Raw genomic sequence first — 22,895 nt, 5'->3', positions numbered from 1 at the left:
GTCATAAAATAGGTGTGAAGATCGGAAACCGAAAGAAGCTCCTCCATAGTATTGTCCCCTCTCTCCCCAAAATGATAGAATACCATACACTTAATTGATTATGCAAAGGAGAAGGAATGAGGAAGAGAAAAGCGGTGGTAATCACAATAAGTACTTCCGTCTCCGGAGGACAAAGGGAGGACATCTCTGGAGAGAAACTTACCTCCGGGCTTTCTGCCCTCGGCTTCGAGGTAGTGGAGAAAAGGGTGGTAAAAGATGACCTCGATGTGATAGCAGGGACACTTGCCGAATTGGTCGAACGGGGGGATATAGCCCTTATCGCCACCACTGGCGGTACCGGGCTCTCTCCGGATGACCTCACCCCAGAGGCGACCTTGGAGGTGATCGATCGGGAGATACCGGGGATCGGGGAGATCCTTCGTCTCGCTGGCTGGGATAAAACAAAGACCGCTCCCCTCTCCCGAGGGGTGGCGGGAGTAGCGGGAAAAACGCTCATCGTGAACCTTCCAGGAAGCCCTAAAGGGGTAGAGGAATCGCTTGAGATATTAAAGGAATTCATCCATCACGCTATCGACCTTATCGAAGGAAGAAGGCCTCACTGAGGAAGAAAGGACGAAAGGGGGCAAGAGGAGCACTCCCTACTCCTCTTCCGACAATGTTCCTTACCCACCCGTACGAGGAGGGCATGATATTCATTGTAAAGGGAAACATCATAAGGAAGATTATCCATAAATAACCGTTGAACCTCGCCATAGCTCGCCTTTTCGGGGAAGAGCTTATGTCTTTCTCCAATCCTCATCGTATAGGCATCGACCACGAATATCGGCTTATTAAGGGCGTAAAGGAGAATGGAATCCGCGGTCTCAGGACCTATCCCCCGTACCGCAAGGAGCTTATCCCGAAGGGAGGAAAGTTCCTCCTCCCCCATCCTCTCTAAATCTCCACCATAATCCCTTATCAGGAGAGCGAGGAAGTTCCGAAGGACTTTCGCCTTCTGATTGTAATAGCCCGATGGTCTTACGAGCGAGGCGAGCTCTCTCTCGGGAAGATCAAATAAAGAATAGGGATCAAGAAGGCCCCTTTCCTTTATATTTGCTATCGCCCGTTCTGCATTCCTCCAAGCGGTATTCTGGGCGAGGATCGCCCCCACCGCTATCTCGAACGGGGTATCACCGGGCCACCAATGCTGGGGTCCATAATGGGAATAAAGAGCGATAAACATCCGATAGATTATCGGGAAAGGGAAGGAAAGAGCCTCCTTCTTCATCATACGATGACCAGCTTCTTAAGGGCTTCCTCCCAGGTAATGTGGGCGGTATCCTCATACCCCTTGATGCCCATAGTGATGGCGAGTTCCTTATCCTCAGAGAGAAGATCGATCTTCCTCGCTATCTCCTTGGGGTCTGGGGGAAGGATAAACCCCGATTCTCCATCCTTGATGAGTTCGGTGGGACCTCCGCTGTCCTCAAGGGTGATGACCGGCTTTCTGCTCCTCAACGCCTCGATGGTGACCAAGCCGTAGTCCTCGTGATAAGGTCCATAAAAGACCACCCGGCAGGTGGCATAAAGCTTTATTAGCTCCTGCTCATTAACCAAACCAAGAAAACGAACTCTCCGTTCAAGTCCAAGCTCCCTCACCAAGGCAAAAAGCTCCTCTCGCTCCGGGCCATCCCCGGCGATGAGACATTTGACATCACTCCTCGCCGTATAGGCGAGAGCCTCGATAAGAAGACGCACCCTCTTAAGTGGATGAAGCCGTCCCGCAGTGAAGATGAAGTTCTGATAATCGTCGGTGCGATAACCGGTAAATGGGGGTGGTGGATAGAGAACCTCACTTTCTATCCCCCCGAATTGCTCCAGTCTTTTCCTTATCGTCTCGGACTGAGCATAGAGTTTGGTCAGCTTCCCCAGAAAGCGACGATCCAATCTATGGATGAACCATCTTCTCGCCCGCTCCTTAAGACGCGCTCTGAAGGATAGTTCAGCGGAAAAAGCCTCCCAAAGGTCGTAGTACTCCCGCATTCGATGGTTAAGCCAGCAGATATGAGCGGGATGGCGAACAGCATAAGAGGGAAAACGAAGGGATATCACCTGATCGATCCTCCTCCCATCTCCCCCCACTTCCACATCTGTCAATCTGGTGGCGATGTAGGCGGAAAACTGCCTCCCAAACCGGTTCTGTGGAGTGAGGAGGATATCAGCAGCATGTCCTTCTCTTCGGAGAGCATTTACCAAAGAATAAGCTATCACCCGGTGTCCGCCGAAGACAAAGGGCACATCGGATGTTACTACCAAGATTCGCTTCATAGGTTTAGATTAATCATTTGCATTTTAATGAACTTTTATTGTAGTATTAGTTTTCTACTCTGTCAATGAAAGTAAGGGTGTGTTTTTTCTGCAACAGGTAAGGGGTTGAGATGTGTGGCAAAAATGACACAGATGTGGAGGTAATGAATAGCGAGGGTAGAAGATCACCATTTCAATTTATTGATAAGTAATGAACTTTGAGGAATAATGCCGAACTAAAAAATTGGCATAATATTTGCTTCTCTTCATTTAAGGGAAGGGATGATTAGAGAGCGGACCATTAAGCGGGAAATAAGGTGCTCGGGAATAGGTCTCCACTCAGGGCAGGAGGTCAATCTTACCCTAAAACCGGCACCGGCAAGAAGCGGGATTCTATTCAAGCGAGTAGACCTCGGTGGTCTTATAATCCCCCTAAAAGAGGAATATATTGCTGATAGCTGGCATGCTACCTCCATTGTGAAGGGTGATGTTCAAATATCTACCGTGGAACATCTACTTGGTGCCCTCTATGCCCTTGGAGTGGATAACATCGTTATAGAGCTCACCAGCTGTGAGGTGCCGATAATGGATGGCTCAGCAGCACCTTTCATCTGGCTTCTCCATCAAGCTGGGTTCAAGAGACTTTCTGTCCCGAGGCGATATATCCAGATAAAAAAACCCATTAGGGTGGACGAAGAGGGAAGAAGTATCGCTGTCTATCCAGCTGATAGCTTTAAGATCTCTTACCTTATTGAATTTGAACATCCTTTAGTGAGACGCCAATTCCTCTCCTTGCCCATCACGCCGAAGAATTTCGTCGAAGAAATAGCTCCGTCGAGGACATTTGGTTTCTTGAAGGAGGTAGAGCTATTGAGAAGAAAGGGGCTTGCCCGCGGGGGCTCACTTGATAATGCGATCATTATCGGCGATGATTCCATCCTCAATCAGAAGCTTCGCTTTCCCGACGAGTTCGTCCGTCATAAGATCCTCGATGCGATAGGGGACCTTGCCTTCCTCGGCGCCCCTATCCTGGGTCATATCGTCGCCTTTAGAGCAGGACACTCACTCCATCTCCGTCTGGTCCAGAAGATATTGAGGGAGAGAGAAAGCTGGGAGGAAATAACCCTACCCCTGCCTCTTATCCAACCGGCGTCGGAAGGTTTCCTTCCTGAAAAAGCTCCCTCTACTGAATAACCCAATCAAATAATTTTATCCTTTACTTTCCCCTTATATTTTGCTTAAATTGGTATTAAGCGGTGAACGATGAGGGGAAGGGTAACTCTTGTTGCGATTTTTCTCTTTGTGTTTCTCCCTGGAGGAAAAAGCGACCCGAAGATAGCCGATCTTAGGTTCCGGGTGGAGAGGGGTGATTTTGTCGTCTCCTTTAACCTGAAGGATGGATTTGGGAGAGATACGGAGCAAGAGCTTCTTTCGGGGATAAGGATTAATTTCGACTATGTGGTGGAACTCAAAAAGCCACGCTTCCTCTTCCCTGCAAAAACGATCAAACGCTCCGTTATAACAACGAGCGCAAAATATAACAGTTTAACCAAGCAGTTTACCCTAACCCGTCAGGTGAATGGGACTATTACTGCCTTCTCCATTACCGATGAGCTCTCAAAGGCGAAGAGATTTATGTGCACTGTGCCTGAGGAGAAGGTATTCTCCACCTCTTCCCTTACCCCCGGGGAAAGGTATTATATCCAGGTGAAGGCTGACCTTAAGACCAAGATAAGGTTCTTCGTTATACCCTGGAATATCTCCACCTTTTGGAGAAAAAGCCGCTCATTCTTCTTCAAGGGAACTCTCAAATGAGCGAGCTTGAGGATGAAAAAAGGCGAAGAAGAAACCGGCGACTGATACTCCTCAGCTTTCTCATCTTTCTCGGCATTCTCATCTCTTTGGAATACCTCCTCAAACGGTCTACTGGTCCTGCTACAGTGGACATCACCAATCCCTTCCTCCTCTACGCCATTCTCAACATCAACATCATCTTGGTATTCGTCATCCTCTTCGTCCTCTTAAGGGACATCATCAAGCTCTATCTCGAACGGAAAAAGGGGGTACTTGGCTCGAAGTTCAAGACCAAACTGGTTATCGCCTTCATCGGGTTCTCCCTCATACCCACCGCCATCATCTTTATCGGGGCGAGCAACCTCATTCTCACCAGTATAGATCGCTCCTTTAGCATGCCGGTGGATATCATTACGAAAACCTCCCTCACCATAGCCGATGAGTTCTATCGGGAGCGAGAGAAACTGGCGCATAGTTTCGCCCGAGAACTTGCTCGATATATAGAGAGCGAGGAGCTCCTAAACAAGAGGTTTTGGCTCGAGGAGCGGGTCGCAAAGCCGAAGCTCGCCGAATATCACCTCGACCTACTGGAGATATACGGTAAGAAAGAGAGGCTCTTTCCCACCTATGTAAATCCACGGATCCCCTTGGCTCTCATCGACGATCTTCCCCAACCATATTTAACCAAACTTTTCTCTGGCGAAGAGTTCTCCTTGAGGACCCCCCTCGGTAAAGGAATGCTTATAAGAAGCGGCGTTCCCATCCTTTCTCCCAAGGGGAAGGCAGTTGGTGGGGTAGTAGTGGGTTACTTTGTCGATCCTAAATGGGCGTTTACCACCGAACGGATAAAAAATTACTACGAGAACTACTCTCAGGCGAAGGCACAAAAGGGATACATAAAGGCTTACTTCCTCCTTCTCATCCTGATGATCACCCTGCTTATCATCTTCTCCGCTGTCTGGCTTGGGCTCAGGATCTCTAAAGGGATAACCGTTCCCATCCAGAAATTGGCAGAGGGGACAAAAGAGGTTTCGGCGGGAAACCTCGATTATAAAGTACAGGTGGATACCACAGATGAGATCGGCATCTTGGTCAACTCCTTCAACCAGATGACGGAGGAGCTCAAGCAAAGCAAGGAGAGGTTAGAGCGTTCCAACCTCGAACTTAGACGAGCGACAAAAGAGCTCATCTCTCGGAAACAGTATATTGAAGCACTGCTCGAGACGATAACCGCAGGGGTAATCTCCCTTGATAGAAAGGGAAGGATAACCACCATAAACCAGGCAGCAAAGGTGATCCTCGGGCTGGAGGAGAGGAAACCGGAGAACGCCTTCTTCTCCGAGGTATTTTCTGAAGAAAGGTATCATGAACTCAAAAAGCTCATTGAAGAGGGAAGAAAGCAGAACGAAGGGGGGATCTCGCGGGAGCTTACCTTAGCCACTGATGAAGGAGTGAAGAAGTTAAGCGTAAACCTGATCACCCTTCGGGAAAAGGAAAAGCATCCTTTGGGAATGGTTTTGGTGATTGACGATCTCACCAAGCTCATAAAGGCGCAAAAGGTGGCTGCCTGGCGGGAGGTAGCCCGACGGATCGCTCACGAAATAAAAAACCCCCTCACCCCGATCCAGCTCTCCGCCCAACGACTGAGAAAGAGATTCAAGGGAAAGGATAGCGAAGAAGCGCGGATAATCGAGGAGTGCACCAAAACAATAATAGAGGAGGCGGGTACTTTAAAGTTATTGGTCGATGAATTTTCAAGATTTGCCCGGATGCCTGAGGTAACTCTGAAAAATTCCGACCTCAACAGGATGGTAAAGCAGATCGTAACCCTCTATAAAGAGGCTAATGGAAAGGTGCAATTCGACCTTATACTTGATGAGAGGCTCCCCCGGATACCTCTCGATGAGGAACAGATGAAACGGGTGCTCATCAACCTAATCGATAACGCGATCGAAGCGATGAAAGGATCGGGGAGGATTACCATCGCTACCTCATACAACCGGGAGAAGAAACAGGTGGAACTCTCGGTAGCCGATACCGGACCCGGGATAGACCCGGCGGACAAAGAGAAACTATTCCTCCCCTATTTCTCCACCAAACCAAAAGGCACGGGACTGGGGCTTGCCATTGTGGACCGGATCGTCTCTGACCATCATGGGTACATCCGGGTACGAGACAATGAACCACAGGGAGCCGTTTTCGTCATCGAGCTTCCCCGAGGCTAAACGATGAAGGGAAGGGTGCTTATCGTAGACGACGAGGAAGGGGTTCGCTCATCATTGGCTGGCGTGCTTGAGGACGAGGGATTTGAAGTTACCTCTACCCCATCGGGCGAAGAGTGTCTCGATATACTCAAGCGGGAGGATTACGATGTGATCCTCCTTGACATCTGGCTACCCAAAATGGACGGTCTTAAGGCGCTTGAGGAGATCAAAAAGCTCGATGAGACCCTCCAAGTGGTGATGATATCGGGTCATGGAACGATCGAAACAGCGGTAAAGGCGACCAAGCTCGGCGCCTTCGACTTCATCGAGAAACCCCTCTCGCTGGACAAAACCCTCTTGGTGGTAAAAAACGCCTTAAAGCAGAAGAAGCTCGAGGAGGAGAATCGACGGCTGAGGGAGACGATAGAGAAGAGATATAAACTGATCGGGGAAAGCGAGGCAATGAAAAGATTAAAGATGGAGATAGCGATCGCCGCCCCCACCAATGGCAGGGTGCTCATCGTCGGAGAAAACGGCACGGGTAAGGAGTTGGTGGCGAGAAACATTCACTATCAAAGCCTGCGGAGGGAGGGACCTTTTGTAGAGGTGAACTGCGCTGCCATCCCCGATGAGCTGATAGAGAGCGAGCTCTTCGGCCATAAAAAGGGAGCATTTACTGGCGCTATCGAGAACAAGGTGGGCAAGTTCAAATTGGCGGATGGGGGGACGCTGTTCCTCGATGAGATCGGGGATATGAGCCTAAGAACCCAGGCGAAGGTGCTTCGCTCACTCGAGGAGGGTAAATTCGAGCCAGTCGGGGAAACAAAGGCTATAACCGTCGATGTCCGGGTGATCGCTGCCACTAATAAAGACTTGGAAAGAGAAATAGGGCAAGGTAACTTCCGAAAGGACCTCTTTTATAGGTTGAATGTCATCCCCATCCATGTTCCCCCGCTCAGGGAGAGGAAAGAGGATATCCCTTTATTGGCGGACCATTTCATCACCCTCTTCTCTGCCGAATACGGAAAGAAGGTGAAGAGGTTATCCCTCGGCGCCATCTCTGCTCTCACCGAGTACCATTGGCCAGGAAATGTCCGGGAACTCAAAAACATCATAGAACGGTTGGTAATTATGGTGCCTGAGGATACTATTGAAGAAAAGGATGTGCAAACCGTTCTTTCGGGGAAAAGTTTGGCCATCACCGAGCCGAGTTCCTCCTTATCTCACAATTTCTCCTCCCTTCGTGAGGCACGGGCGAGCTTCGAACGAAACTTCATTTTGAAAAAACTTACAGAAACAGGCTATAATATAAGCGCAACAGCAAGACTTCTTGGAGTAGAACGAAGCCATCTTCATAAGAAGATGAAAACGCTCGGCATAAAATTACCTCCGGGCAGAAGGAGGAAGGATGAGTAATAGGTTTTCTGGGTTTGAGGAGATAAATATCACTCCTATCCCCAACAGGTTGATCGAAGAGCTTATGTGGTCTCTCTCTTCCTCTGAACTCAAACTCCTCCTCTTCCTTTTTCATTTTCAGGCGTTAAACGAAGATAGAGCGATCCCCGGCAATATAATCGGGGAGACCTTCCTCACTAAGGGGTTTCCCGCCTCGGAGCTCCGAACCACACTTGAGGATCTGAAGAAAAAAGGGATAATAAAAGAAAAGGTGGTCGAATCTGGAGGAAAAGCCTATTTCCTCAATATCTCCCAAAAGAAAACTCTGCCCCCCAAGGAAGAAGAGGAAGCTGTCTCTTCAATCGACATAGCCTCTCGCCTTCGCTCCGACCTCGCTAAAGACCTCGAGGAGGTGGGAGGAAATACCCCACGGAAAAGGGAAATAAAGGGGGAAATTTCCCCAAAAAAAAGAAGCTCCCCCAATCTCTCCGAGAAGATGGCTGAAAAAGGGAAGAAGACCTGGGAAAAGATCTTAGCCGAAGTTGCGCAGATGCTGGATGCTTTCACCTTCAACCAATGGCTAAAGCCCACCCGTTATTTTGGCTTCCGTGAAGGGATACATCTGATAGAGGTACCAAATCCCTCTTTTTACCACTGGTTTGAGGAAGAATACGAGGATACCTTGAATGAGGTGGTAAAGAAGGTAGACCCCGAATTCCGCTATCGATTCATCTCCAAAGAGGAAACAACACAACTAAGGGAAGAGTTATGAACCCAGTTCTCTTAGGCATTATAATAGGTCTCGTGGTTGCTACCGTTAGTCTAATTTTGCTTGCCTGGTTCATTTTAAGGGTTACCAAAGGGGGAAAGAAGTGAGTTAATCCAACAAAGGAATGTATAGAAAGGAGGATGTCATGGGTAAGATGAAGGAGAAATTGGATCAGATCCACAACTCGCTTGCTATGCTTCGGAAGGCGTACCCCGATGCTACGCTTGGCTTTGTAAATTTTATGGGAAAGGTGGGCAAAAAGGGCGCTCTTGATCCGAAGACAAAGGAGCTCATCGCGGTTGCTCTGGCTATTGTCTGCCAGTGCGAGTGGTGTATCGCCTTCCATGTGGACGCTGCACTCAAAGCAGGTGCCACCAAGGACGAACTGATGGAAGCTGGCTTCGAAGCGGTGCTTATGGGTGGTGGTCCTGCTCTGATGTATATGCAGCCGATGGTTCAGGCGATAGAGGAGTTCTCCAAGAAATAACTATTAAGGAGAACCATATTTATTTTAAGGAAGCGAAAGCTTCCTTATTTTTACTGGGATGCCCAATAGCAAAACCATTCTTATCTTTCGAAGCATAAAAAGGGGGGGAACTCCCCCTTAAATTATGAACAGATTAGGCTTAAGGGTCAGCCTTCCTCCTCCAACCGGTTTTCGATCACCTGGGAGGGATCAAAATCCTCAAGCTGGAGATAGAAATCGGCACAAGCAAGAAGGGCATCATTCGGCACCAAGCCCACGATCTCGCTCCCGATCACCGGCACTCCGTAGCGCCGTGCCTCAGCGCGGATAAGCTCAACCACCCGGAAGATAGGGGTTTTCTTGTAATTAACCAGGTTCATCGATACCTGAACGATCCCTCTGTCCTCAAGGCTCATCCCCAGCGCCTTTACATAGCGAAACCCCCCGGAGATATGACGCACCGCCCGGGCTATCTTATTCGCTATCTCGATATCATTCGTCCCTAAGTTCACATTAAAGGCAATGAGGAACTCCCTCGCCCCGATCGCCACCACACCAGCGGTGGGGTGAACCTCGGTGGGACCGAAATCGGGCTTCCAAGCGGGGTCTTTTATCTTCTCGAAGAAGCCCTCAAACTCCCCCTTCCTTACTTTGGCTAAGTTCTTTCTCTCCGCGGTGGTAGCTGATTCCTCATAGAGATAGACCGGTATCTTAAACCGCTCCCCTACCTCTTTCCCTACCTCTTTGGAGAGGGCGATACAATCGTCCATCGTCACCCCTTTTACCGGGACAAAGGGAACCACATCTACCGCCCCCATCCGCGGATGCTCGCCTTTATGTTTGGTTAGATCGATCAAGGAAACCGCCTTTTCGAATAAGGTGAGTACCGCCTGCTTCAATCCTTTATCATCGCCTACCATAGTTAGTACCGAACGATTATGACTGGGATCGGAGGATATATTGAGCACCCGCACCCCAGGGGTTTCCTTCACCGCGTTCACTATCTCATCTATTACCTCTTTCCTCTTTCCCTCGCTGAAGTTAGGAACACATTCAATTATCTTCCTCATCTCCATTCCCCCTTTCCGTCAATCCTATAAAATAATCGTGCTTACTCTATCAAAAGAGGGGAATAAAATCAATAAAATAAAAACACTACCTTTTAAAATTCTCGAAGCAATTCATCCAATTTCAGCGAAGAACCTGATTGTAGACCTCCAAAGTAAGCTCTGCTGTCTTGCGCCAGGAAAAGATCTTTGCCCTCTTCTTCCCCTTTTCTATCAAATCCTGCTTCAGCCCCCTCTCATTCAGGAGGCGAAGGATGCCTTTGGCTATCATCTCTTCATCGCGGGGGTCTACAAGCAGGGCAGCGTCGCCTACAACCTCAGGGATGGAGGAGACATTGCTCGCCACCACCGGGGTACCAACTGCCATCGCTTCGAGAGGAGGAAGGCCAAATCCCTCATAAAGCGAGGGAAAAACGAGGATTTCCGCTAATTGATAAAGCCCTTTCAGCTCTCCCCGTTCGGTATAGCCGAAGAAGCGAACCCGGCCCTTGAGCTTCTTCTCCTCAACCTCACGAGCCAGATCCGGATGATTATGAAGCTCATCCCCTACCACTACCAGAAGAAGCTCGGGAACTTGTACCGCCACCCGAGCAAAAGAGGATATGAGACGCCTTAGGTTCTTGTGGGGCTTAAGATTTCCCACGAAGAGAAGAAAGGGCTCATATATCCCGTATTTTCGCCTCACCTTATCGAGTTCCTCAGAACTCAAAGGCTCCATCAACTCCGGCGCCACTCCGTTATAGATCACTTCAATCTTCTCCTCAGGCACCCGGAAGAAACGGAGTATATCCCTCTTCGACGAATGGGATACAGTAATCACCCGGCTCGCTCTTTTTACTCCCCTTCCTATCATATAACGGGCATAAAACTTCGCCCAATTGTGGGGAAGATACTGGGGAAAGAGAAGATGGATAAGATCGTGTACCGTGACCACTGCGGGACAGGGGAGGAGGAAGGGAAGCACATAATGGGGAGAATGAAAGAGATCGAGTCTAAGTTTCCTCGCTTTGTAGGAAAGGGAAAAAAGCTCCCCAAGGGAATATTTGCCCGAGTATTCCGGGACGAACTCGAACCGGGCAGGAAATTCGGAGAAATAATGGGCATCGTCTGGATGGGCGAAAAGGAAGAAACGATGCTCCTTATCCACCTCGGCGAAGTTCTTCAGGAGAAAGTAAATATGGCTTCCGATACCAAAATCGGCTATCTTCCTCGCGTCGATGCCTATCCGTGCCATCACCCACTCCGATAACGCAAGACAAATTTTATCATCTCGATATAGAAAAACGGCTCCTTTCCCGTCAACCTCAAGAGGGAAAAAAGCAACCCGAAGAAGAATTTGACTATAAGATAAACCTTAAGCAGGATCAACCTTCCCTTTCCATAATGCTTCCCATAGAAATAAAGTTGACTCCTCCGGTACTCCTTGGCAACCGAGAGGGGAAATAGAGAAGTACTTCCCCCCCTCCTATGAATAACGATCGCTTCGGGGAAATAGATTAAAGAAAACCCCGCCTCTCTGATCCTGAGCGAGAGATCGACATCCTCGAAGTAGAGGAAGAACCGCTCATCAAATCCAGCCACCCGTTCAAAAGCCTCTCTTCGGAGGAGCAAGCAGGCGGCGGTAAGCCAAGGAACCTCCCGTTCCCTTCCGAGCCTTTTTCTCGCCAGAAAACGGGAGAGAATATTCCTTCGCGAAAGGAGAAAAGAAAGTAATTTCTGATATAACTCATTCAAAAAACTGGGCTTAAAACCATAGGAAAGCTCATACCGTCCATCAGGAGAAAAAATAGCAGGACCTATCCCCCCAATACCATCGTCCTTCTCCATCCGACTAAGCATCAAGGAAAGCTCCTTTGAGGTAATCTTAGCATCGGGGTTCAAAAAGAGGAGAAACCTGCCCTCCGCCTCATTTGCTCCGATATTATTCGCCCGGGCAAAGCCAAGATTATGCTCGTTCAAGATGAGCCTCACCGCAGGGAAATTCTTCCTTACCAAATTGACTGTCTCATCACTCGATGAGTTATCCACCACTATCACCTCCAAAGGGAAAGGAGGGGGGGGATCAACAAGGGAGGCCACCGTCTCGAGAATGGTAGAAGCGGAATTATAACTAATGATTACCACGCTTACCTTAACCAAGGGCGTTACCTAAGAGGGGTTTAAGAAGAGAGGCAACCTCTTCCGCCATCCGCCTTGAACTAAGCTTCTCAGCGAGGGAAAAACCCTTCGCAATCAATTCATCTCTTTTTTCTTCCTCGAGGAGGAGGCTTACCACACCATCCGCTATCTCCTTTGGCTCAAAAGATGAAAGAAGGAGCGCCGACCCCTGGTAGAGCTCCCTCAAAGATGAGCTATCGCTCGTCACCACCGGGGTGCCAACAGCCATAGCCTCGAGGGGAGGAAGACCAAACCCTTCGTAATCGGAGAGATAGATGAAGACCGAGGCTAAGTTATAGAGGAGATTTAGCGCCTCCTCACCCATAAAACCACAGAAACGAACCCGCTCCCTCACCCCGAGCTCGGAGGCGAGGAGCGGCAGGTTGATGTAAGGAAAGGTCCTATTTTCACCCGCGATTACCAAAATCGCCTCCGGCACCTGGCGAAGGATCAAGGGCAGTGCCCGAATGAGCTCCGGTATACGCCTTCGGGGAAGGATGCTCCCCGCAAAGAGGATTATCTTCTCATCCCTCTCCAATTCGAGCTTATCCCTGAGCTCTGATAGCTTCTCCTCGTCATCGATGGGCTTGAAGAAAGGATCCACCCCGAGGTAAACAACCTTCACCTTTTCTTCTGGCAGGTGGTAATATCGGAGGAGTTCCTCCTTGGAGAAGCGGGAATCGGTGAGCACGAGATCGGCTATTTCTGCTGCCTTGCGGATGAAACGGCGTCTTCTTATCCGTTCTTTAAGAGAAAACCACTCAGGATGTGCTTCAAAAGAAATGTCGTGGATCGCCACCACCCGGGGGAGAGAAAGAGAAAGGGGGAGAAAATAGCCTGGGGAAAAGAAGAGGGATAGCCTGTCCTTCTTTACCTCACGAGGAAGAACAAATTGTTCCCAATAGGTGTTCAACGGGATCAACCCTTTGGGGATGAGCCTTAAGGTAAGCCGGGACAAGTTCGGAAGCTCGCAGGCAAACCTGGTCGAATGATAGAGGACAAATTTACATTCCGGAAGAAGCTCTGGAAGATGGAGGAGAAGCGTCTTAAGATACCTTCCTACTCCGGTAGGTCTCCCCTGAAGCTCTCGTGCGTCAATACCGATCTTCATCAACTATATTTTATCAGATAAGCTCCCGATAAAGGGAAAGAGTTTTTCTCGCCGCCTCCTCCCAAGAGAATTCCCTCGCCCTTTCCTTGCCCTTTTTTATCAATTCCTTCCTCAATTCAGGTTCAAAAATCAACCTGTACATCGCATCCGCCCACGCCTCGGGGTCATCCGGAGGAAGGAGGACGACGGCAGAGCCAGCTATCTCAGGGAGGGAGGAGGTATCCGAGGCGATCACCGGGGTACCAACAGCCATAGCCTCAAGCATCGGAAAACCGAAACCCTCATAACGCGAAGGGTAGAGAAGGGCATCCGCCCCAGCATAAAGTGGAATAAGAGATTCATCTACCACATAACCGGTTAGGATAACATTATCCCAAAGGGAAAGGCGATCTATCTCACTCATTATCTCTTTCTCCCATCTGCCAAGACCGCCTATAACAACCAGGCTAAAGCGGAAATTGGTTCTTCCAAGAAACATCCTGAAGGCGGAAAGGGCTAATGGCAGGTTCTTTCTTGGTTCCCCCCCTCCTACGAAGATGAGATAATTCCCCTTGATGCCAAAGATCCTCTTCACCTGAACGATCTTTCCCTTATCCACCCGCTCAAAGAAATGGGGCGAGACACCGGATGGGATCACCCGTACCTTCTCCTCGGGGATACCGATAAGCTCTACCGCCTCATTCTTGGTGAATTGAGATACAGAAATAGCAGAATGAGCGAACACCGCACTCTTCCTCACCAGCGGTATATAATCCCGGCGTATCTCACCATAAGCGAGCTCAGGATGGCGGAGGAAATAGAGGTCGTGCAGGGTGATGATCCTCTTCGCCTTCCGGGTGGGCATTATCAGGGGAGATGGGGAATGGGCGATATCGATCTCCCCTAAAAAGGTCTCCACTGGGGGGAAACGCAACCTGTGCCAGAGGAGATTAACCAGCCGTACGGGAAGATGAAAATCCCGCACCTCGAAGTTTTCCCCAATCCGGAGGCTTCCTTCGATGAACCTATCGCGAAGAGAACTGGTGAAAAGGAGATAGGCATTCTCTCCATCGAGAAGGGAGAGGGCTTCGATCAGTCCTATAAGATATCTTCCCACCCCGGTGGGACGACGAAGGAGAGGTCTTATATCGATCGTTATTCGCATCCTGAAAGCTTCCTTCTGGCTGAGATTCTCACCTTGAGCTTATAGCCTTTTTATGGTATCATTTTCTTACCGTTTTTCAAATTGAGGTGGTCATTAAAAGAAGGGAGGGATGTATGAAGACAACGCTAACAGCAATAAAAGCCGATATCGGAAGTATCGGTGGTCATTTGGCGCCGAGCGAACGGATCATAAAAAGGGTTTCTGAATACATAAGGGAAAAAGGTAGCTCACTATTATCCGATTATTATGTGAGTTATACCGGAGACGATATCTCCATTCTAATGGTACACCAGCATGGCGTCTCAAACGAGGATGTTCATCGGCTCGCCTGGGAGGCGTTCGCTGCGGGAACGGAGGTAGCAAGGGAAGAGGGGCTTTACGCCGCAGGGCAGGATCTCCTGAAGGATGCCTTTTCTGGTAATGTAAAGGGATTGGGACCGGCAGTTGCTGAGATAGAGTTCGAGGAACGTCCGGCTGAGCCCTTCATCTTCTTCGCTGCTGATAAAACCGATCCAGGTGCTTACAACCTGCCCCTCTATCTCGCCTTTGCCGACCCAATGCATTCATCCGGACTCATCCTTTCTCCGAAAATAGGCAAGGGGTTCACCTTTGTTATTATGGATGTCTCCTGCACTGAGGGGGATCGAGTTATCGAGCTCAACGCTCCTGAGGATCTTTACGACATTGCCGCCCTACTCCGGGATACCTCACGCTATGTCATCGAGGAGATCCGCTCTCGGGCTACTGGCGCCAAAGCGGTTTCGGTAAGCACCACCAGACTCAGGAACATCGCTGGGAGGTATACGGGCAAGGACGATCCGATAATGATCGTCCGGGTCCAAGGGGAGTTTCCCGCTTCGGGCGAAGTTCTTTCTCCGTTTGCCCTCGCCCACTATGTCTCTGGCTTTATGCGGGGAAGCCATATTGGACCGCTCACTCCAGCAAAAACCGGTACTTGTTGCTCCTTCTTCGATGGACCTCCCATCGTATCCGCTCTCGCCTTCTCCCTTTATCGAGGAAAGCTCACCGGTCCCGTCGACGCCTTTGACCACCCATTCTGGGACACGGTGAGGGAGGAAGCGGCGAGAAAGAGCCTCGAGATAAGAAAACAAGGCTTCTTCGGAGCAGCGATGCTCCCCTATGAGGACCTCGAGTACGGTGGGATCGTCGACAGACTGAAAAAACTGGAGGATCGATTTAAACTGAGGAGCTGAGAGGTGGAGGAGGAGGAAGAAAAGAAAAAAGTCCTCGTGGTCGAGGATACCAAAGACCACGCTGAGCTCATCAAGCTGAAGCTCATCGAACAGGGATATCAGGTAGAGGTGGTGGAAAGCGGAGAGGATGCTCTCTCCCTTCCCCACCTCTCCTCTTTTTACGCCATTGTCTGCGATTTTCTCCTTCCCAAAATGAATGGGATAGAGTTCCTCATCGAGCTCAAGAAGCGGAATGTCGATGTCCCGGTGATCGTGATGACCGCCCATGGAGATGAGCAGACAGTAGTTCGGGCGATGAAGGAAGGGGCATATGACTACATAGTGAAAGAGGTAGATTTCAATTTCCTCGAGCTTCTTCCCCCGGTAATAGAAGAGGCACGGGGGAAATACCTCCTTACCAGACAAAATGCTGAGTTGACAAAGAAGCTAAAAGAGAAAACAGAACGCTTGACCGAGCTTACCAAGGAGCTGAAGCGACTCTCCATCACCGACCCCTTAACCAACATCTACAATCGACGCTTCTTCTTCGAAGCGCTTAAGCTCGAGTTCAACCGTGCTTCCCGCTATCTTCAACCGCTCGCCCTCATTATTCTCGATCTCGATGATTTCAAGAAGATAAACGATACCTACGGACATTTAGCCGGGGATAAGATCTTAGCCGAGGTTGCCTCCATCCTGGTGAACGGAGTAAGGCAGGGGGATGTACTAGCAAGATACGGGGGGGATGAATTCGCCCTTCTCCTCCCGGCAACTGAGCTGGGAAACGGGTTGAAGGTAGCTCTGAGGCTCAAAAAGAAGGTAACGGAACACTGTTTCTTCATCAAGCAGAAGAAGCTCACCCTCACCTTAAGTGCCGGAGTAGTGGCGACCGACGACTTCTCAGCCAAAACAGCAGAAGGACTTCTTGAGGAGGGAGACAAAAGATTACTTGCTGCAAAAAAGCGGGGGAAGGATCAGATCTTTCCTCCTTATAAGCCTTCCTCCTGATTTCGGGTGGTCAGTTTTCTTACCAATCTTTTGAGCCTATGGTGGAGTAGAGAGTATATCTCTTCCCTTTTACTTGGAGGAAGTATCCACTCCGTCTCTTTAAATCTCGTTATCGCCTCCTCCACCAATCTCTTCGCCCGCTGATAATCCTTCGCTTTGTGCTCGTAGTATTTCGCCTCCTCCTCGTAGGGGAAAGGGTCGAATCCCTCCATCCTCTCCCGCATAAGGCGCCATAGGGGAAGGGCAGAAGGATAATCCCCGGTTCGCTTATATATCAGGGAAAGACGCTTTGCCGCCTGATAAGCCCTCTTTCCTCCTCCTTTCAACTCCTCTTGATAGCAGGCGACCGAGGTCTCCAATTTCTCGCGCTCCTCAAAGAACCTGCCGAGGGCGGAGAAATCGGCGGAAAGAAGTGGGGCAAGCTCAGCAGGTGAGGAAAGAAGAGAAGCGATAAAGAAGAAAAGGGCTAACAGGGAGAGGATGTCGAGCAAGTTGTGCTCGAAGATGGGAAGAACGAGCCCAAGATCCCCGGTGCGGAGGTAATGGAAATACCTCCAGGGTATCTCCTCTCCGGGTATATCGTCGAAACGAAGAAAGGATAAGACCTCTCGCTCCAGGGTGATAAGCCGACAGTCGGGAAACACCCTCCGCCAGAGAAGCCTTGATGGGTAGAGAAGATCGATATGGGGAAATTGGTCAAGCTCCATCCCCATCCGGTTTATGATGAACCGCGTCTCAAGGAGAGAGATGTCGAACCTCCTCCCGTTGAAGCTCACGAGGAGGGAAAATTTTGACAGAAGCTCCTCTATAAGGTGGAGCATTGCCTGCTCTTGGGAGTAGTCCTTTATGAAATACTGAACGACCTTAAACCCCTCCTCAACCAAAAAGCCAGCACCGAAGAGGAAGATGTAGGTCCCCGTTCCCATAGCGAGTCCGCTCGTCTCGGTATCGATGAAAAGGAACTGGGAGAGATCAACATCAGCGGAAAGATCGGGAAGAAGGAAAGAGATCGCCTGCCTCGGCAATTCCAAAGCCCGCCCTATGGGGAAATCTCCATGGCGATAATCCCAGGGATAGACCCGCTCCCGCACGAGCACCTCACCATAAGGGGTACTCACCCACTCACCGGGAAGCTCGTTCACCTTAGAAGCTTCCCTCCTTCTCTTTCTCTCCTTCCTTAAGACGAGCTCCAATCTCCGCCTTAGAGTGATATTCTCCTTCTCCCTTCCCAGGATATCCCGGTAGGGTGAGGAGAGGAGCCTTTTTATCTCTTCCCCCTTCGGCTCAAACATCTCCGCCTATCTCCTTGAGAATGTGAAACGCCACCTCCTTCGCCCGGGTAGAGACCTCGGCGGAGGGACCAACGCAGGAAGGACAACCCATCTCGCAAGGGCAGGAAGCGATAATCTCCATCGCCTCGGAGAGGAGAAGGCTATGTTTATCGAAGAGAAAGGGCATCCCCCCAACGCCACCGGGATAATTTTCGTAGATGAATAGGGTGGGACGAAAGCTCCCTATCGCCCCGGGCTCAAGACGGGAGATACCCTTGGCATAGCTGTAAAAGCCCCTTCCATCGGCACCAGAGGCGGCAAACCACCCGGCGTCCCTGTCGCCAATGGAGCGCCCGAGATCAGAGACATCGCACATAAGAAGAAAGCTTGCAAGATGGATGAGGAGGTAGGAGATACCGAGAAGCCCATCGACCAACTCGCTCCTCGAAAATGGGAAGCGAGAGATCACCTCATCCGGAATGGTAAACCAGTACCCCTCAGTGGTAAGCTCCTGCTCCGGGAGGTTCACCTCCCCGTAGCCCACATTCTCTCCAGTTTCAAACCTTATCTTCTTGTAGCCCGCTACCTTGGTGTTAACCCGCACCTCACCCTGCTCCACCCTCACTCCTTTTTCTTCCTTCTCCTCGAAGATATCGAGAACCCTTACCCCGGTGTAAGAGATGGCTTCGGTGTAGTAATCGGCGGAAACCCTCTCCACATAAGCCCTCCTCCCTGGAAAATCGAGCTCCTTCACCTGGTAGCACTCTCCTTCCGCCAAGTAAATAGCGCCGGGATAAATTGTGGTGAAGGCAGATTCGTAATCCACCTCTCCGATGGTTCTATCCCGTTCTCCCCTCTCAATGACCACGAAGTTATCCGGGGAAGCGGTTCTCAAAGAGACGGAGAGAGCAGGATAAGAATCGGATGCCCAATGCCATCTTCCTCCTATCTTATGGAGGAAACCATCCTCGGTCAGGATATCGAGTATCTCCTTTCCTATCTCTCCTCCCAAGTCCTCGCCTTCGGCGATGGGAAGCTCAAAGGCAGCGCATTTCAGATGGGAGGCTAAGATCACCGGATTCTCTGGGTTCACCCTTCCCTCCTCGGGGGAGCGAGAGAAGAAGTAATCGGGATGGGTGATGATGAACTGATCAAGGGGATTGCTCCTGGCAATGAGCACCGCTACCGAGGTATTTCGCTTCCTCCCCGCCCTGCCCGCCTCCTGCCAGGTACTGGCGATGGTCCCCGGGTACCCCGCTATTATCGACGCCTCAAGCTCGCCGATATCGATCCCGAGCTCAAGGGCATTGGTGGAGACCACACCGATCACTTTCCCCTCCTTAAGCCCCCTCTCTATCTCCCGACGAAGCTTAGGGAGATATCCTCCGCGGTAGCCCCGGATCCCCTCTTCTCCCAATCTATCCCTGAAATCCTCCTTCAGGTAGCGGGTAAGCACCTCTACCTTGAGCCTGCTGGGAGCAAAGATTATCGTCTTTATCCCGTGGGAAATGAACCTTCCTCCATATTTCCTCGCCTCATTTATATAGCTTGCCCTGATGCCGAGGGCAGGGTTTACCAACGGGGGATTCACGAAGATGAAGTACTTTTTTCCCGAGGGGGCGCCATTTTGATCGATGAGGGTAAACCGCTCCCCCACCAACTGCTCAGCAAGCTCCTTCGGGTTCCCGATGGTAGCAGAGGAACAGATGAAGATGGGCTTCGCCCCATAAAAACGAGCCACCCGGAGGAAACGGCGCATAAGGTTGGCAAAATGGCTACCAAACACCCCACGGTAGGTATGAAGCTCATCGATCACCACAAAATGAAGATTGGAAAAGAGCTTAAGCCACTTGGTATGGTGGGGAAGGATACCGGTATGAAGCATATCGGGGTTGGTCACCACCACATTGCCCTTTGCCCTTATCGCCCTCCGGGCATCAGCCGGGGTATCGCCATCGTAGGTGTAGCAGGCGATGGGTAGGGATAATGTCTCGACGAGCTTGTTGAACTCCATCACCTGATCCTGGGAGAGCGCCTTGGTGGGAAAGAGGAAAAGGGCACGAGAGCCTTTGTCCTCGAGCATCCGGATAAGGACGGGAAGGTGATAACAAAGGCTCTTGCCCGATGCGGTAGGGGTGGCAATGACCACATTCTCCCCAGCCAAAACCCTCTCGATCGCCTCTCGCTGATGGGAATAAAGCCTTTCTATGCCCACCTTCTTCAGAGCGGAGACGATCCGCTCCGGTATCTTCTCCGGGAAGGGGGCGAGACTTCCCTTCCTTTGCGGAAGAACCTCCACCTTGGTAATCTCTCGCCCAGTTTTGGGGGAGTGAACCAGCTTTTCAACCAGCTCTTCAAGCCTTTCTTCCTTCGACATTTGCCTTTCTCTATTATTTGATATTATAATAACATATTGTGAGAAGCTTCAATCGAAACCCAAAGAGAAAGAGAGGCCTTGGATAAGAGGATTGAATCTGGTAAAATATTATGGTTAAATGTGAGGGAACTTATTGGGAGTGGATGAGGAATGGTAGCGGGTGATTTATTTATCTACGAAGAGGATTTCAATAAGCTCAACGCGGTAATCTCCAAGTTGCGGGAGGAAGCCCACGCCAAGATCGTATTCCTCGTTGATAAAAACGGGCAACAGATAGCAGCAACCGGGGATATCGAGAATCTGGATACCACTTCGCTCGCTTCACTCACTGCAGGAAATGTGGCAGCCACCGATGGATTGGCACGGCTGATCGGGGAACGGGAGTTCAATATCCTGTTTCATGAAGGAGAGCGGGATAACATTCACATCTCCATTGTGGCGAACAGGATCATCCTGGTGGTCATTTTCGACCAGCGCTCCTCGCTCGGGTTGGTAAGGTTGAGGGTAAAGAAGGCAAGTGGTGAACTCACCAGGATATTCGACCAGATTATGGAGAAAATATCAAAGGAGAAGGAAACGGTAAGAAAGGATTTTGAGTCCCCCTTCTCCGAGATTACCGACGAGGATATCGAACGCCTGTTTGGTGGTGGAGAAAGCTAAGGGCTTATCCTGAGAAACAAATTGGCTGAAGCAAAGCTATGACTTATGTAAATTATGCCTCACGAGAGATAAATTGTAAGATCGTTTATTACGGTCCTGGACTCGGTGGTAAGACCACCAACCTTCAATATATCTACGAAAGGACGAGTCCTCATCTTAAAGGAAAACTCATCTCCCTTGCTACTGAAACCGATCGTACCCTCTTTTTTGACTTCCTTCCCTTGGATTTGGGTAGCATCAAGGGATTCCGCACCCGGCTCCATCTCTACACCGTCCCGGGGCAGGTGTTCTACAATGCCAGCCGTAAGCTCATTCTTAAAGGGGTAGATGGCATCATTATGGTGGCTGATTCCCAGGTGGAGCGGATGGACGCCAATCTGGAATCGCTCCAGAACCTCCAGGATAACCTGAAGGAATGCGGTTATGACCTAATGAACATCCCCTATGTGCTCCAGTTGAACAAGCGGGACCTTCCAAACATCGTTCCCGTCGAGGAGATGAAGAAGAAGCTGGTGGTAAAGGGAGAACCTGTCTTCGAGGCGGTGGCTATTCAGGGGATAGGCGTCTTTGCTACCCTGAAGGCGATATCAAAATTGGTGTTGATGGATCTGAAAAAGAAAATGGAATAATAAAAAAAGAAAGGAAGAGCCGGGAAACAAAAACTCTACCTTAAAAAATTTACATTGCATCCCATTAAATATTTAAGAAAGGGGAACAAATGAATTTGGAGGAGTGGATGAATGAACTCAGTGCTGCTTATCTCTTTATCGGGGAGAAGCTCACTGAGAAGGACAAAGAGGTCCTCCTTGCCAATGTCTCACGGGAGATAGCGGATGATGAGAAAGGGGTTATCGAGACTGCCTTCAATGCGCTCGTCCGCTATTTCTTCAATAAAGTGGCTGAGGGGGAGGGTTTCTGTCCTGAGGAACGGATAAAGGAGAAGTTGGGGACCACCCTTGCCGAAAACTACTCCCTCTCTGAGGGACCGTTTATCGACCTTGCTCGTACCTATTGGACCTATAAATTGGAGGTAGCCCCTCTTTTTCCCGATTCCCGCGATGTAATCCTCTCTCAGCTTCTTGCCATCCTGGAAAACGACATCGGAAGCATCTTCTTCCCCGCCCCTGGGGCAGCGGTCCCGATAGCGGTAAGACGGGAAACTCAGCGGAAGGTGCTCGAGGAATATGCGCCGAGCGTCGATATCGATCGCTTCCTTTCCGAAAACCCCTTACTGACTGAGGAAGCGGGAGAAGCAGGAAAGGAAAAGGAAGGCTAACTCAAGAAAGGAAGGAAAGGGCCAAATATCTACCCTCTCTGGCTCCAGGGAGGGTAGATTCATTTAACGGGGTAGAGGGTTAAATTCTCGAAAAAGGGGCTTGATTTTCAGAAAGAGCTGATGTATAGATTACGAGGGGGTTCCCCAGTAGCTCAATTGGCAGAGCATCCGGCTGTTAACCGGAGGGTTGGTGGTTCGAGTCCACCCTGGGGAGCCATTTTAATGGTTGTTTCGAACTCTTTTCTTTATAAAATGGCAAGGGAAGGCAAAATCCCTGCTGTGAAAATTGAGTATAGAGAAAACAGCAAGATTAAAAATCTTTCTGTAATAAAAAACCCACTTAATAGTCTTTTAAAAGGAAGTGGAACTGAGCAGAAAACAAAAAACAATAGTTGCCCAGAGGAGAGTATATGCAGATTGTTTATATGTACTTTTTATTTGGGGGTTTAAATAAAATGTACTTATAAACTGGTGAAATCATGAAAAAGGATAAAAAAATTTTAAATCCGATGATACAACTGCTTCAGCCAGAAGTTGAAGAACTAATTAAAAACAAACATTGGGGCGTGTTAAAGGATGTTATATCGACCTGGCATGCCTCTGACATAGCAGATTTATTTAGAGAAATTGATGCCAAAGATTATGCAATTATTTTAAGGATTCTTCCTCAAAAACTACAAGCAGAAGTTTTTTCTTATCTGGATAGTGATATACAGG

General features: G+C 49.7%; 23 protein-coding genes and 1 tRNA gene. 15 read left to right on the top strand and 9 right to left on the bottom strand.

The window, feature by feature from the left end; genetic code table 11:
- The first annotated feature begins 116 nt into the window (after positions 1-116).
- The gene (locus tag J7L64_01250; protein MCD6450978.1) at positions 117-602 is read left to right on the top strand and encodes a MogA/MoaB family molybdenum cofactor biosynthesis protein; all 486 of its coding nucleotides are present in this window, start codon (positions 117-119) and stop codon (positions 600-602) included.
- Here J7L64_01250 and J7L64_01245 read toward each other — a convergent pair.
- Positions 596-1,222, bottom strand: coding sequence for an endonuclease III domain-containing protein (locus J7L64_01245; GenBank protein MCD6450977.1), 627 nt, complete (start codon positions 1,220-1,222; stop codon positions 596-598). The two genes, J7L64_01250 and J7L64_01245, sit on opposite strands and share 7 nt — an antisense overlap.
- Before the next feature lie 44 nt (positions 1,223-1,266).
- A complete protein-coding gene (locus tag J7L64_01240; protein ID MCD6450976.1) occupies positions 1,267-2,307 on the bottom strand; it encodes a glycosyltransferase family 4 protein in 1,041 nt (346 codons plus the stop codon).
- A 261-nt stretch (positions 2,308-2,568) separates the two neighbouring features.
- Here J7L64_01240 and J7L64_01235 point away from each other — a divergent pair, with 261 nt between their 5' ends.
- From J7L64_01235 to J7L64_01210, 6 genes are all read left to right on the top strand, one after another.
- Complete coding sequence (locus J7L64_01235) at positions 2,569-3,480, top strand: UDP-3-O-acyl-N-acetylglucosamine deacetylase (protein ID MCD6450975.1); 912 nt, start codon at positions 2,569-2,571, stop codon at positions 3,478-3,480.
- A gap of 69 nt (positions 3,481-3,549) precedes the next feature.
- Positions 3,550-4,101 (top strand): DUF4390 domain-containing protein, encoded by a 552-nt coding sequence (locus J7L64_01230; GenBank protein MCD6450974.1) that lies wholly within the window; start codon positions 3,550-3,552, stop codon positions 4,099-4,101.
- Complete coding sequence (locus J7L64_01225) at positions 4,098-6,305, top strand: HAMP domain-containing protein (GenBank protein MCD6450973.1); 2,208 nt, start codon at positions 4,098-4,100, stop codon at positions 6,303-6,305. The genes J7L64_01230 and J7L64_01225 overlap by 4 nt, the downstream gene beginning before the upstream one ends.
- A 3-nt stretch (positions 6,306-6,308) precedes the next feature.
- Entirely contained in the window at positions 6,309-7,700 is a 1,392-nt protein-coding gene (locus tag J7L64_01220; protein ID MCD6450972.1) for a sigma-54-dependent Fis family transcriptional regulator, read from the top strand.
- Positions 7,693-8,451: a hypothetical protein gene (locus J7L64_01215; protein MCD6450971.1), complete on the top strand. Its 759-nt coding sequence runs from the start codon at positions 7,693-7,695 to the stop codon at positions 8,449-8,451. Before J7L64_01220 ends, J7L64_01215 begins: the two co-directional genes overlap by 8 nt.
- Positions 8,452-8,593: 142 nt before the next feature.
- Positions 8,594-8,935 (top strand): carboxymuconolactone decarboxylase family protein, encoded by a 342-nt coding sequence (locus J7L64_01210; GenBank protein ID MCD6450970.1) that lies wholly within the window; start codon positions 8,594-8,596, stop codon positions 8,933-8,935.
- A gap of 146 nt (positions 8,936-9,081) precedes the next feature.
- On the opposite strand, the gene ftcD is transcribed toward J7L64_01210, so the two are convergent.
- The 5 genes from ftcD to J7L64_01185 form a co-directional block, all read right to left on the bottom strand.
- On the bottom strand, positions 9,082-9,984 hold the full coding sequence (gene ftcD, locus J7L64_01205; GenBank protein MCD6450969.1) for a glutamate formimidoyltransferase: 903 nt from the start codon (positions 9,982-9,984) through the stop codon (positions 9,082-9,084).
- Positions 9,985-10,105: 121 nt separating this feature from the next.
- Positions 10,106-11,215 carry a glycosyltransferase family 4 protein gene (locus tag J7L64_01200; protein ID MCD6450968.1) on the bottom strand — a complete coding sequence of 370 codons (1,110 nt, stop codon included), beginning with the start codon at positions 11,213-11,215 and terminating at the stop codon, positions 10,106-10,108.
- The gene (locus J7L64_01195; GenBank protein ID MCD6450967.1) at positions 11,215-12,120 is read right to left on the bottom strand and encodes a glycosyltransferase family 2 protein; all 906 of its coding nucleotides are present in this window, start codon (positions 12,118-12,120) and stop codon (positions 11,215-11,217) included. The genes J7L64_01200 and J7L64_01195 overlap by 1 nt, the downstream gene beginning before the upstream one ends.
- Entirely contained in the window at positions 12,113-13,249 is a 1,137-nt protein-coding gene (locus J7L64_01190) for a glycosyltransferase family 4 protein (GenBank protein ID MCD6450966.1), read from the bottom strand. Before J7L64_01190 ends, J7L64_01195 begins: the two co-directional genes overlap by 8 nt.
- 13 nt (positions 13,250-13,262) lie before the next feature.
- Complete coding sequence (locus J7L64_01185; protein ID MCD6450965.1) at positions 13,263-14,393, bottom strand: glycosyltransferase family 4 protein; 1,131 nt, start codon at positions 14,391-14,393, stop codon at positions 13,263-13,265.
- Between the two features lie 113 nt (positions 14,394-14,506).
- Between J7L64_01185 and J7L64_01180 the strand changes: the two genes are divergently transcribed.
- Together J7L64_01180 and J7L64_01175 are read left to right on the top strand one after the other, a co-directional pair.
- Complete coding sequence (locus J7L64_01180; protein ID MCD6450964.1) at positions 14,507-15,607, top strand: fructose 1,6-bisphosphatase; 1,101 nt, start codon at positions 14,507-14,509, stop codon at positions 15,605-15,607.
- 3 nt (positions 15,608-15,610) lie between these two features.
- Positions 15,611-16,594, top strand: a complete 984-nt coding sequence (locus J7L64_01175) for a diguanylate cyclase (protein MCD6450963.1) — start codon at positions 15,611-15,613, stop codon at positions 16,592-16,594.
- On the opposite strand, the gene J7L64_01170 is transcribed toward J7L64_01175, so the two are convergent.
- On the bottom strand, positions 16,576-17,886 hold the full coding sequence (locus J7L64_01170; protein ID MCD6450962.1) for a ribonuclease H-like domain-containing protein: 1,311 nt from the start codon (positions 17,884-17,886) through the stop codon (positions 16,576-16,578). The genes J7L64_01175 and J7L64_01170 overlap by 19 nt on opposite strands.
- Complete coding sequence (locus J7L64_01165) at positions 17,879-20,242, bottom strand: DEAD/DEAH box helicase (protein ID MCD6450961.1); 2,364 nt, start codon at positions 20,240-20,242, stop codon at positions 17,879-17,881. The genes J7L64_01170 and J7L64_01165 overlap by 8 nt, the downstream gene beginning before the upstream one ends.
- A gap of 150 nt (positions 20,243-20,392) precedes the next feature.
- Between J7L64_01165 and J7L64_01160 the strand changes: the two genes are divergently transcribed.
- The 6 genes from J7L64_01160 to J7L64_01135 all read left to right on the top strand — a co-directional run.
- A complete protein-coding gene (locus J7L64_01160; GenBank protein MCD6450960.1) occupies positions 20,393-20,902 on the top strand; it encodes a roadblock/LC7 domain-containing protein in 510 nt (169 codons plus the stop codon).
- Between the two features lie 38 nt (positions 20,903-20,940).
- Positions 20,941-21,531 (top strand): gliding-motility protein MglA, encoded by a 591-nt coding sequence (locus tag J7L64_01155; protein MCD6450959.1) that lies wholly within the window; start codon positions 20,941-20,943, stop codon positions 21,529-21,531.
- A gap of 107 nt (positions 21,532-21,638) precedes the next feature.
- Positions 21,639-22,178 carry a hypothetical protein gene (locus J7L64_01150; GenBank protein MCD6450958.1) on the top strand — a complete coding sequence of 180 codons (540 nt, stop codon included), beginning with the start codon at positions 21,639-21,641 and terminating at the stop codon, positions 22,176-22,178.
- A 141-nt stretch (positions 22,179-22,319) separates the two neighbouring features.
- Positions 22,320-22,395, top strand: a tRNA-Asn gene (locus J7L64_01145).
- A gap of 5 nt (positions 22,396-22,400) precedes the next feature.
- Positions 22,401-22,628 carry a hypothetical protein gene (locus J7L64_01140; GenBank protein ID MCD6450957.1) on the top strand — a complete coding sequence of 76 codons (228 nt, stop codon included), beginning with the start codon at positions 22,401-22,403 and terminating at the stop codon, positions 22,626-22,628.
- Between the two features lie 29 nt (positions 22,629-22,657).
- The coding region (locus J7L64_01135) for a hypothetical protein (protein ID MCD6450956.1) at positions 22,658-22,895 on the top strand (238 nt) is incomplete at its 3' end.

This window comes from Acidobacteriota bacterium, assembly GCA_021161905.1.
Taxonomy (GTDB): Bacteria; Acidobacteriota; B3-B38; order Guanabaribacteriales; family JAGGZT01; genus JAGGZT01.
Note: the sequence above shows the minus strand (reverse complement) of the source record. Positions and strands in the feature narration are given on the sequence as shown.

Bases quoted from the DNA above. Each gene is read 5' to 3' on its own strand.
- J7L64_01185 (MCD6450965.1), bottom strand. From the start codon at position 14,393: ATGCGAATAACGATCGATATAAGACCTCTCCTTCGTCGTCCCACCGGG.
- J7L64_01140 (MCD6450957.1), top strand. From the start codon at position 22,401: ATGGTTGTTTCGAACTCTTTTCTTTATAAAATGGCAAGGGAAGGCAAA.
- J7L64_01200 (MCD6450968.1), bottom strand. From the start codon at position 11,215: ATGGCACGGATAGGCATCGACGCGAGGAAGATAGCCGATTTTGGTATC.
- J7L64_01190 (MCD6450966.1), bottom strand. From the start codon at position 13,249: ATGAAGATCGGTATTGACGCACGAGAGCTTCAGGGGAGACCTACCGGA.
- J7L64_01160 (MCD6450960.1), top strand. From the start codon at position 20,393: ATGGTAGCGGGTGATTTATTTATCTACGAAGAGGATTTCAATAAGCTC.
- J7L64_01170 (MCD6450962.1), bottom strand. From the start codon at position 17,886: ATGTTTGAGCCGAAGGGGGAAGAGATAAAAAGGCTCCTCTCCTCACCC.
- J7L64_01220 (MCD6450972.1), top strand. From the start codon at position 6,309: ATGAAGGGAAGGGTGCTTATCGTAGACGACGAGGAAGGGGTTCGCTCA.
- J7L64_01230 (MCD6450974.1), top strand. From the start codon at position 3,550: ATGAGGGGAAGGGTAACTCTTGTTGCGATTTTTCTCTTTGTGTTTCTC.
- J7L64_01165 (MCD6450961.1), bottom strand. From the start codon at position 20,242: ATGTCGAAGGAAGAAAGGCTTGAAGAGCTGGTTGAAAAGCTGGTTCAC.
- J7L64_01245 (MCD6450977.1), bottom strand. From the start codon at position 1,222: ATGTTTATCGCTCTTTATTCCCATTATGGACCCCAGCATTGGTGGCCC.
- J7L64_01155 (MCD6450959.1), top strand. From the start codon at position 20,941: ATGACTTATGTAAATTATGCCTCACGAGAGATAAATTGTAAGATCGTT.
- J7L64_01210 (MCD6450970.1), top strand. From the start codon at position 8,594: ATGGGTAAGATGAAGGAGAAATTGGATCAGATCCACAACTCGCTTGCT.
- J7L64_01180 (MCD6450964.1), top strand. From the start codon at position 14,507: ATGAAGACAACGCTAACAGCAATAAAAGCCGATATCGGAAGTATCGGT.
- J7L64_01250 (MCD6450978.1), top strand. From the start codon at position 117: ATGAGGAAGAGAAAAGCGGTGGTAATCACAATAAGTACTTCCGTCTCC.
- J7L64_01150 (MCD6450958.1), top strand. From the start codon at position 21,639: ATGAATGAACTCAGTGCTGCTTATCTCTTTATCGGGGAGAAGCTCACT.
- J7L64_01225 (MCD6450973.1), top strand. From the start codon at position 4,098: ATGAGCGAGCTTGAGGATGAAAAAAGGCGAAGAAGAAACCGGCGACTG.
- J7L64_01240 (MCD6450976.1), bottom strand. From the start codon at position 2,307: ATGAAGCGAATCTTGGTAGTAACATCCGATGTGCCCTTTGTCTTCGGC.
- ftcD (MCD6450969.1), bottom strand. From the start codon at position 9,984: ATGAGGAAGATAATTGAATGTGTTCCTAACTTCAGCGAGGGAAAGAGG.
- J7L64_01215 (MCD6450971.1), top strand. From the start codon at position 7,693: ATGAGTAATAGGTTTTCTGGGTTTGAGGAGATAAATATCACTCCTATC.
- J7L64_01235 (MCD6450975.1), top strand. From the start codon at position 2,569: ATGATTAGAGAGCGGACCATTAAGCGGGAAATAAGGTGCTCGGGAATA.